Source organism: Streptomyces sp. YS-3, from assembly GCF_045257485.1.
Taxonomy (GTDB): domain Bacteria; phylum Actinomycetota; class Actinomycetes; order Streptomycetales; family Streptomycetaceae; genus Streptomyces.
The window spans coordinates 1-7,976 of record NZ_JBJHPC010000340.1; the positions used below are offsets into that span (position 1 = coordinate 1).

Annotated in this window: 4 protein-coding genes; 3 read left to right on the forward strand and 1 reads right to left on the reverse strand. The window is 75.5% G+C overall.

The window, feature by feature from the left end; genetic code table 11:
• The coding region (locus ACJA3G_RS24235; protein WP_406555148.1) for a CehA/McbA family metallohydrolase at positions 1 to 1,269 on the reverse strand (1,269 nt) is incomplete at its 3' end.
• A gap of 183 nt (positions 1,270 to 1,452) precedes the next feature.
• On the opposite strand from ACJA3G_RS24235, the gene ACJA3G_RS24240 reads away from it, so the two are divergent.
• The 3 genes from ACJA3G_RS24240 to ACJA3G_RS24250 all read left to right on the forward strand — a co-directional run.
• On the forward strand, positions 1,453 to 2,292 hold the full coding sequence (locus tag ACJA3G_RS24240) for a TIGR03619 family F420-dependent LLM class oxidoreductase (protein WP_406555149.1): 840 nt from the start codon (positions 1,453 to 1,455) through the stop codon (positions 2,290 to 2,292).
• Between the two features lie 65 nt (positions 2,293 to 2,357).
• Positions 2,358 to 4,952, forward strand: a complete 2,595-nt coding sequence (locus tag ACJA3G_RS24245) for a bifunctional FO biosynthesis protein CofGH (RefSeq protein WP_406555150.1) — start codon at positions 2,358 to 2,360, stop codon at positions 4,950 to 4,952.
• Positions 4,953 to 4,997: 45 nt separating this feature from the next.
• Positions 4,998 to 7,976 (forward strand): tetratricopeptide repeat protein (locus tag ACJA3G_RS24250; RefSeq protein WP_406555151.1); only part of this gene is annotated, 2,979 nt, incomplete at its 3' end.

Below are 7,976 nucleotides of genomic sequence, written 5' to 3' on the forward strand. Positions count from 1 at the left end.
CGTCACCCCGAACGCCAGCGAGACCGCCGAGGACTCCGCGACGTACGAGCGGCCCGCCCGCAGGCCCGCCTGGACGGCCTGCCGGGACAGGTCGTCGGCGAGGACGACCGTCTGGGGGCCGCCGATCCGGTCCGGGTCCCGGTGCGCGTCGCTGTTGCCCATCGCCGGGGTCCACCGCCCGCCCGAACGCGCCGCCACCGCCAGCGTGTTGTCCCACTCCTGGAGCGAGACCTCGTCGTCGGGGGTGTACGGCCCGTTCCACAACTCCACCGCGTCCGCCTCGGCGAACCCGAACTTCCAGTTGCAGCCGACGCACGTGCCGTGCGGATGGGCCGGGACGACCAGCCCCCCGGCGCGCCGGATCTCCCGGGCGAAGTGGCCGAAGCGGTTGTCGCGGGCGCGGTAGCGCCAGTCGACGAAGGTGCCCGGGTCGACGCCCAGCGCCAGCACGTGGCCGTTGCGGGTGGTGATCTCCTCGCCGGTGAGGATCAGCAGGTCGTCGCCCCACAGGCCCTCCCACGCGGGGTGCGAGGCGTGCGTGTTGTGGTCGGAGGTGTTGATGAAGTCCAGGCCCGCCGCCCGCGCGAGCGCCGCGATCTCGGCGGGGGTGCGCCGGCCGTCGGAGTACCAGGAGTGCAGATGGCAGTCGCCCCGGTACCAGGCCCGGCCCCGTCCCCGCGCGCGGGCCGGCGGGTACACCGGCCGGGGTGTGGTGCCCCGCTCGCCGTACTTCAGGGTGACCGTCACGGTGTACGGGAGGCCCTGCGGCGCGACCGTGTAGGGGCCGAGCACGATGTGCCAGGTCCCGGCGCGCACCGGGCCGGGGACGTAGCCGGGGGTCGCCGCGTCCGCCCGGATGAAGAACTCGGTGCGGGCCCCGCCCGACCAGCCCCGGAAGCCCCGGCCGCCCAGTTCGGTACCGCGCTCGTCGAAGACGCCGATGTCCAGCGCGTTGTTCGGCGYGCCCGCCGGGACGGCCGCCTTCTCGTACGTGTACGCCACGGCCAGCTCGCGCACCCCGCGCGGGACCTCCACCGGCAGAYAGACGAAGTCGGGCGCGCCGGGCGGCAGGGTTCCGGTGACGACCCGGGTCGCCTCCCCGGAACCGCCGGAAGCGCCTGAACCACCGCCCCCACCCCCGGGCGCCGCGTCCGCGAAGCTCACGGTTCCCAGCGTGAGCGCGGTGGCCGCTCCCGTCACGAACAGGGCGCGCCGCCCCAGCGTGGCGTCGCGGGTGCCGTCCTGGGCTCTGTCCTCGGATCCGGTCATGGCGTGTGCTCCCGGCGGGGGGGGGAAGGGTGCCTGTCGGTTCGTGTCCGTCGCTGTCCACAGTCGTACGCGCGTATGAACGTCCGGGCAAGGGGCGGCGGTTGGGCGATGGCCGGTCCGTGGCGCCCGTGTGGCCGGGCGGTATCCCTTGCACCTGGAGGGGCGCGGGGATAGGAAGTGGGGATGCGTATCGCCACCACGATCTTCCTCACCGACGAGACGATCACTCCCGTCCGGCTCGCCCGCGAGCTGGCGGAGCGCGGATTCGCCGGGGTGTACCTGCCGGAGCACACCCACATCCCCGTCGAGCGCCTCTCGCCGTACCCGCCGGGCGGCGAGCTGCCCCGCCAGTACAGCCGCACCCTGGACCCCTTCGTCGCCCTCGCGCAGGTCGCCGCCGTCGCCCCGGAGCTGGACCTCGGCACCGGCATCACGCTGGTGGCCCAGCACGACCCGATCGACCTCGCCAAGCAGGCCGCCACCCTGGACCACCTCTCCGGGGGCCGCTTCACCCTCGGCGTCGGCTACGGCTGGAACCGCGAGGAGGCCGCCGACCACGGGGTGGAGTGGTCCACCCGCCGCGAGCTGGTCCACGACCGCCTGGCCCTGATGCGGGCGCTGTGGGCGGAGAAGCCCACCGCGTACGAGGGCCGCTTCGGCTCGGTGCGGGCGAGCGAGGCCCACCCCAAGCCGGTACGGAACGGGGCGCCGCGCGTCCTGTTCGGCGGCGCGGCGGGGCCGAAGCTGTTCGCGCACATCGCCGAGCACGCGGACGGCTGGCTGCCGATCGGCGGCGGCGGGCTCACCGACTCCCTGCCGCTGCTGCGCCGCGCCTGGGAGGAGGCGGGCCGCGCCCCCGGCGACCTCCGGGTCGTGCCGTACGCGGTCCTGCCCGACCCGGGCAAGCTCGCCCACTACGAGCGGCTGGGCATCGAGGAGGTCATCGTCCAGCTCCCGTCGGCGGACGAGGCGACGGTCCTGGAGGCGCTGGACGACTTCGGGCCGTTCCTGAACGCGGCCTGAGCGCGCCGGGGTCCGCACCCAAAGCCCCCGCACCCCGGCCGGGCCCCCGCTCGTATGCTCGGGGGATGACCTCCAGCGCGCAGCAACCGCAGGCACCCGCACCCACCGCCAACGCGATGCGGCGAGCCCTGAGACGCGCCCGGGACGGTGTCGCGCTGGACACCGCCGAGGCGGCCGTACTGCTCCGGGCACGCGGCGAGGACCTGGTGGACCTCGCCGCCTCCGCCGCCCGGGTGCGCGACGCGGGCCTGGCGGCGGCGGGCCGCCCGGGAGTCATCACGTACTCCAAGAGCGTCTTCGTCCCGCTCACCCGGCTGTGCCGGGACAAGTGCCACTACTGCACCTTCGTCACCGTCCCCGGCAAGCTGCGCAGGGCCGGGCACGGGATGTTCATGTCCCCCGACGAGGTCCTGGACATCGCCCGCCGGGGCGCCGCGCTCGGCTGCAAGGAAGCCCTGATCACCCTCGGCGACAAGCCGGAGGACCGCTGGCCCGAGGCCCGCGAGTGGCTGGACGCGCACGGCTACGACGACACCATCGCGTACGTACGGGCCATCTCCATCCGCATCCTGGAGGAGACCGGCCTGCTGCCGCACCTCAACCCGGGGGTGCTGTCCTGGACCGACTTCCAGCGGCTCAAGCCGGTCGCCCCGAGCATGGGCATGATGCTGGAGACGACGGCGACCCGGCTGTGGTCCGAGCCGGGCGGCCCGCACTTCGGCTCCCCGGACAAGGAGCCCGCCGTACGGCTGCGGGTCCTGGAGGACGCCGGCCGCTCCTCCGTCCCCTTCACCAGCGGGCTGCTCATCGGGATCGGCGAGACGTACGAGGAGCGCGCCGAGTCGCTGTTCGCGCTGCGCCGCGTGGCCCGCTCGTACCACGGCGTCCAGGAGCTGATCATCCAGAACTTCCGCGCCAAGCCGGACACCGCGATGCGCGGCATGCCCGACGCGGAGCTGGACGAGCTGGTCGCCACGGTCGCCGTGGCGCGGCACATCATGGGCCCCTCCGCCTGCCTCCAGGCACCGCCGAACCTGGTGGACAGCGAGTACGGACGGCTCATCGGGGCGGGCATCGACGACTGGGGCGGGGTCTCGCCGCTCACCATCGACCATGTGAACCCGGAGCGGCCCTGGCCGCGGATCGAGCAGCTCGCCGCGGAGTCCGCCGCCGCCGGCTTCGAGCTGCGCGAACGGCTGTGCGTGTACCCCGAGTTCGTGCTGCGCGGCGAGCCCTGGCTGGACCCGCGGCTGCTGCCCCACGTACGGGCGCTCGCGGACCCGCTGACGGGCCTGGCCCGGCCGGACGCGGTGGTCGAGGGCCACCCGTGGCAGGAGCCCGAGGAGGCCTTCACCTCCACGGGCCGCACCGATCTGCACCGCACCATCGACACCGAGGGCCGCACCGCCGACCGGCGCGACGACTTCGACGAGGTGTACGGCGACTGGGAGGCGCTGCGGGAGGCGGCGGCCCCCGGAATGGCGCCGTCCCGGATCGACACCGACGTCCGGGCCGCCCTCGCCACCGCCGCCGACGACCCGACGAAGCTGACCGACGACGAGGCGCTGGCGCTGCTGCACGCGGACGGCCCGGCCCTGGACGCGCTCTGCCGGATCGCGGACGAGCTGCGCCGGGACGTGGTGGGCGACGACGTCACGTACATCGTCACGCGGAACATCAACTTCACCAACGTCTGCTACACCGGCTGCCGCTTCTGCGCGTTCGCCCAGCGCCGCACCGACGCCGACGCCTACTCCCTGTCGCTGTCGCAGGTGGCCGACCGGGCCGAACAGGCCTGGGAGCTGGGCGCGGTGGAGGTGTGCATGCAGGGCGGCATCCACCCGGACCTGCCGGGCACCGCGTACTTCGACATCGCGCGCGCGGTCAAGGAGCGCGTACCGGGCATGCACGTGCACGCCTTCTCGCCGATGGAGGTCGTCAACGGCGCCACCCGCACCGGCCTGTCCATCCGGGAGTGGCTGACCGCCGCCAAGGAGGCGGGGCTCGACTCGATCCCCGGCACGGCCGCCGAGATCCTCGACGACGAGGTCCGCTGGATCCTCACCAAGGGCAAGCTGCCCACCGCCACCTGGATCGAGGTGGTGAAGACCGCCCACGAGCTGGGCATCCGCTCCTCTTCCACGATGATGTACGGCCATGTGGACCAGCCCCGCCACTGGCTCGGCCACTTCCGTACGCTCGCGCGCATCCAGCAGGAGACCGGTGGCTTCACCGAGTTCGTGACGCTGCCCTTCATCCACACCAACGCGCCCGTCTACCTGGCCGGGATCGCCCGCCCCGGCCCCACCACCCGCGACAACCGCGCGGTGATGGCGATGGCCCGCCTCCTGCTCCACCCGCACATCACGAACATCCAGACCAGCTGGGTGAAGCTGGGCACCGAGGGCGCCGCCGAGATGCTGCGCTCGGGCGCCAACGACCTCGGCGGCACCCTGATGGAGGAGACCATCTCCCGCATGGCGGGGTCGAGTTACGGCTCGTACCGCTCCATCAAGGACCTGGTGGCCATCGCGGAGGCGGCGGGCCGCCCGGCCAGGCCGCGCACCACGCTGTACGGCGAGGTGCCGCCCGAGCGGCGGGCCGCGGCGCTCGCCTCCGACGGCCATCTGCCGGAGCTCCTGCCGGTCCTGGGGGACTGAGGAACCGGCGGGCCCGCTGTCAGGGGGGCGCCGCATACTGATCCCATGGCAGCGGGCAGAGCGTCGATGCAGGAGCTCATCCGGCGGCGCAGACGGGCGGGGTTCGTCGGGCGGCGGGGCGAACTGGCCCTGTTCCGGCAGAACTTCGACATCCCCGTCGACGACGAGCGGCACCGGTTCGTCTTCCACGTCCACGGGGCCGCCGGGGTCGGCAAGACCTCGCTGGTGCGCGAGCTGGAACACACCGCGCGCGAACGCGGCGCGGTGACGGCGTGCGCCGACGAGGCCGTCAACAGCGTCCCCGAGACGCTCGCCGCGCTCTGCGCCCACTTCGCCCGCCAGGGACACCCCCTGAAGTCCCTGGAGCGGCTCCTCGCGACCTACCGCCGGATGCGGTACGAGGCGGAGTCCGCCGCCGCCCCCACCGCTTCCGGGCCGTCCCCCGGCGCCTCGGTGCTCGCCCAGGCGTCCCTGGCGGGCCTCGGCCTGGTGCCGGGCGTGGGCGCGCTGACCGGCGCGGTGGACGCCCAGCAGCTCGCCCAGGGCGCCGACCGGGCGCGGGCGGCCCTGAGCGCCCGGTTCGGCAAGCAGGAGGACGCCCAGCTGGTCCTGGACCCGGTGCGGGCCCTCACCCCGGTCTTCGTCGCGGAGCTGGCGCGGCTCGCCGACGAGGCGCCGTGGACGGTGCTCTTCTTCGACACCTACGAGCGCACCTCGCCCTTCCTCGACACCTGGCTGCGCGACCTGATCACCACCGAGCGGTACGGGGCGCTGCCCGCCCAGGTCGTGGTGGTCCTCGCCGGACAGCGCCGGCTCGACCCCGGCTGCTGGGCCGACAGCGCCGACCTGGTGGCCGAGCTGCCCCTGGACCTGTTCACCGAGACCGAGGCGCGCCAACTGCTCGCCGCCAAGGGCGTGGTGGACGAGGACGTCGTCCGCGATGTGCTGCGTCTTTCGGGACGGCTGCCCGTCCTGGTCTCCACGCTCGCCCAGAACCCCGGCGACGCGCGCGCCCCCGGCGCCACCGCCGTGGACCGCTTCCTGAAGTGGGAGGGCGACCCGGTGCGCCGGGCCGCCGCGCTCGCCTGCGCGCTGCCCCGCCGCATCGACGAGGACGTGTTCCGGGCGGCGGTCGACGAGGACGCGGCGGGTCTGTACGGGTGGCTGCGGTCCCTGCCGTTCGTCAGCGACCACGGCGGGGGCGCCCAGTACCACCCGGTGGTGCGCACGGCCATGCTCGGCGTCCAGCGCACCGGCTCCCCGCAGCGCTGGAGCGACTGCCACCACCGGCTCGCCGAGGCGCTCGGGGCGCGCCGCGAGGCCGCCGGGCCGGTCCCCGCCCGGCTCCCGTGGAGCGGCGAGCGGTGGCGCGAACTGCGCCTGGAGGAGTCGTACCACCTGCTGTGCGCCCGGCCCGGGGCCGCGCTCGCCCGGATGCTGCGCGACGGTGTGGACGCCTGCGAGGCCGGGCCCGCCGCCGCCCGCCGCTGGGCCACCACGCTCGCCGAGGCCGGCGAGGACGCCGACGACGGGCCGCTGCGGCGCTGGGGCGCGGACTGCCTGGCGGCCCTCGCCGACGAACGGGCGGGCGTGGACCGGGTGGTGGGCCTGCTGCTGTCCCGGGGCGGCCTGGACGCGGCGGGCCGCGCGGCGGCCCATGTCGTCCGGGCCCGGGAGATGCGCCACGCGGGCGCCCACGAACAGGCGCTGACCGAGCTGGACCAGGCGATCGCGCTCGACCCGGGCCGGGCGCGGGCGTACTACGGGCGGGCGGTGGCGCGGTGCGCCCTGCACGGCCCGGCGGCGGCGCTGCCCGATCTGGACCGGGCGTGCGAACTGGCGCCGGACGACGCGTACTACATCGGCTACCGGGGCGACATGTACCGGCGGCTGGGGCTCTTCGAGGAGGCGCTCGCGGATCTGGACCGCGCGATCCTCCTCGACCCGGGTGACGCCTGGGCACCCGCCAGCCGTGGCCGGATCCGCCACCAGACGGGCCGGCTGGAAGACGCCCTGGCGGACCTGGACCGGGCCCTGGAGCTGAACCCGGACTACGTGTGGGCGCTGGTGCGCCGGGCCCAGGTGCGGCGCGGCCTCGGGGACCCGGCGGGCGCGCTGGCCGACCTGGACCGTGCGGAACGGCTGTCGGCGCAGCCCGCGTGGGTGGTCGGCGAGCGCGGCGACGTCCTGCGCTCGGCGGGCCGCCACGAGGAGGCGGTGGCGGAGTACGGACGGGCCTTCGCCCTCGACGGGTCGTACGCGTGGGCGCTCGGCAGCCGCGCCCTGTCCCTGGAGGCGCTGGGCCGCCACGAGGAGGCGCTGACCGACTTCGGCCGCGCGCTGGAGCTGGAGCCCGGCTACACCTGGGCGCTCGTCATGCGGGCCCGGCTGCGCACCGAACTGGGCGACCCCGAGGGCGCGTCCGCGGACCTGGACCGGGCGGTCGCGCAGACACCGGACGACGCCTACGCGCTCACCTGGCGCGGCCGGGTGCGGCGGCGGCTGTGGCGGGTGGCGGGGGCGCGCGCGGACCTGGACCGGGCGGTACGCCTGCCCGGCTCCGGGGTGCCGCCGCTGCTGGAGAGGTCGTTCCTGCTGGCGGACCTGGGCGAGACGGCGGCCGAACTGGCCGACCTGGACCGGGCGGTGGCCCTGGCCGGTCCCGGGGACCGGGGGGTGCGCGCGGCCCGGGGGGAGGCGTACTGGCGGGCCGGGCGGTACGAGGAGGCCCTTCGCGACTACGCGGCGGCGGCCGGGCAGGACCCGGCGGACGCGGTGCCGGTGGCGGGCCGCGGCCGGGTGCTGCTGGCGCTCGGACGGTACGAGGAGGCGTACGAGTCGCTGGCGCGGGCGGTGGCGCTCGACCCCGGGCAGGGCGCGCTGCACGCGGCGGTGGCCTCGGCGCTGCTGTCCCTGTCCCGGCCGGACGAGGCGCTGGCGGCCCTGGACCGGGCGCTCCTGCTCGACCCCGAGATCGGCTGGGCGTACGGGCGCCGGGCGCGGGTGTGCCTGGCGCCCGTACGC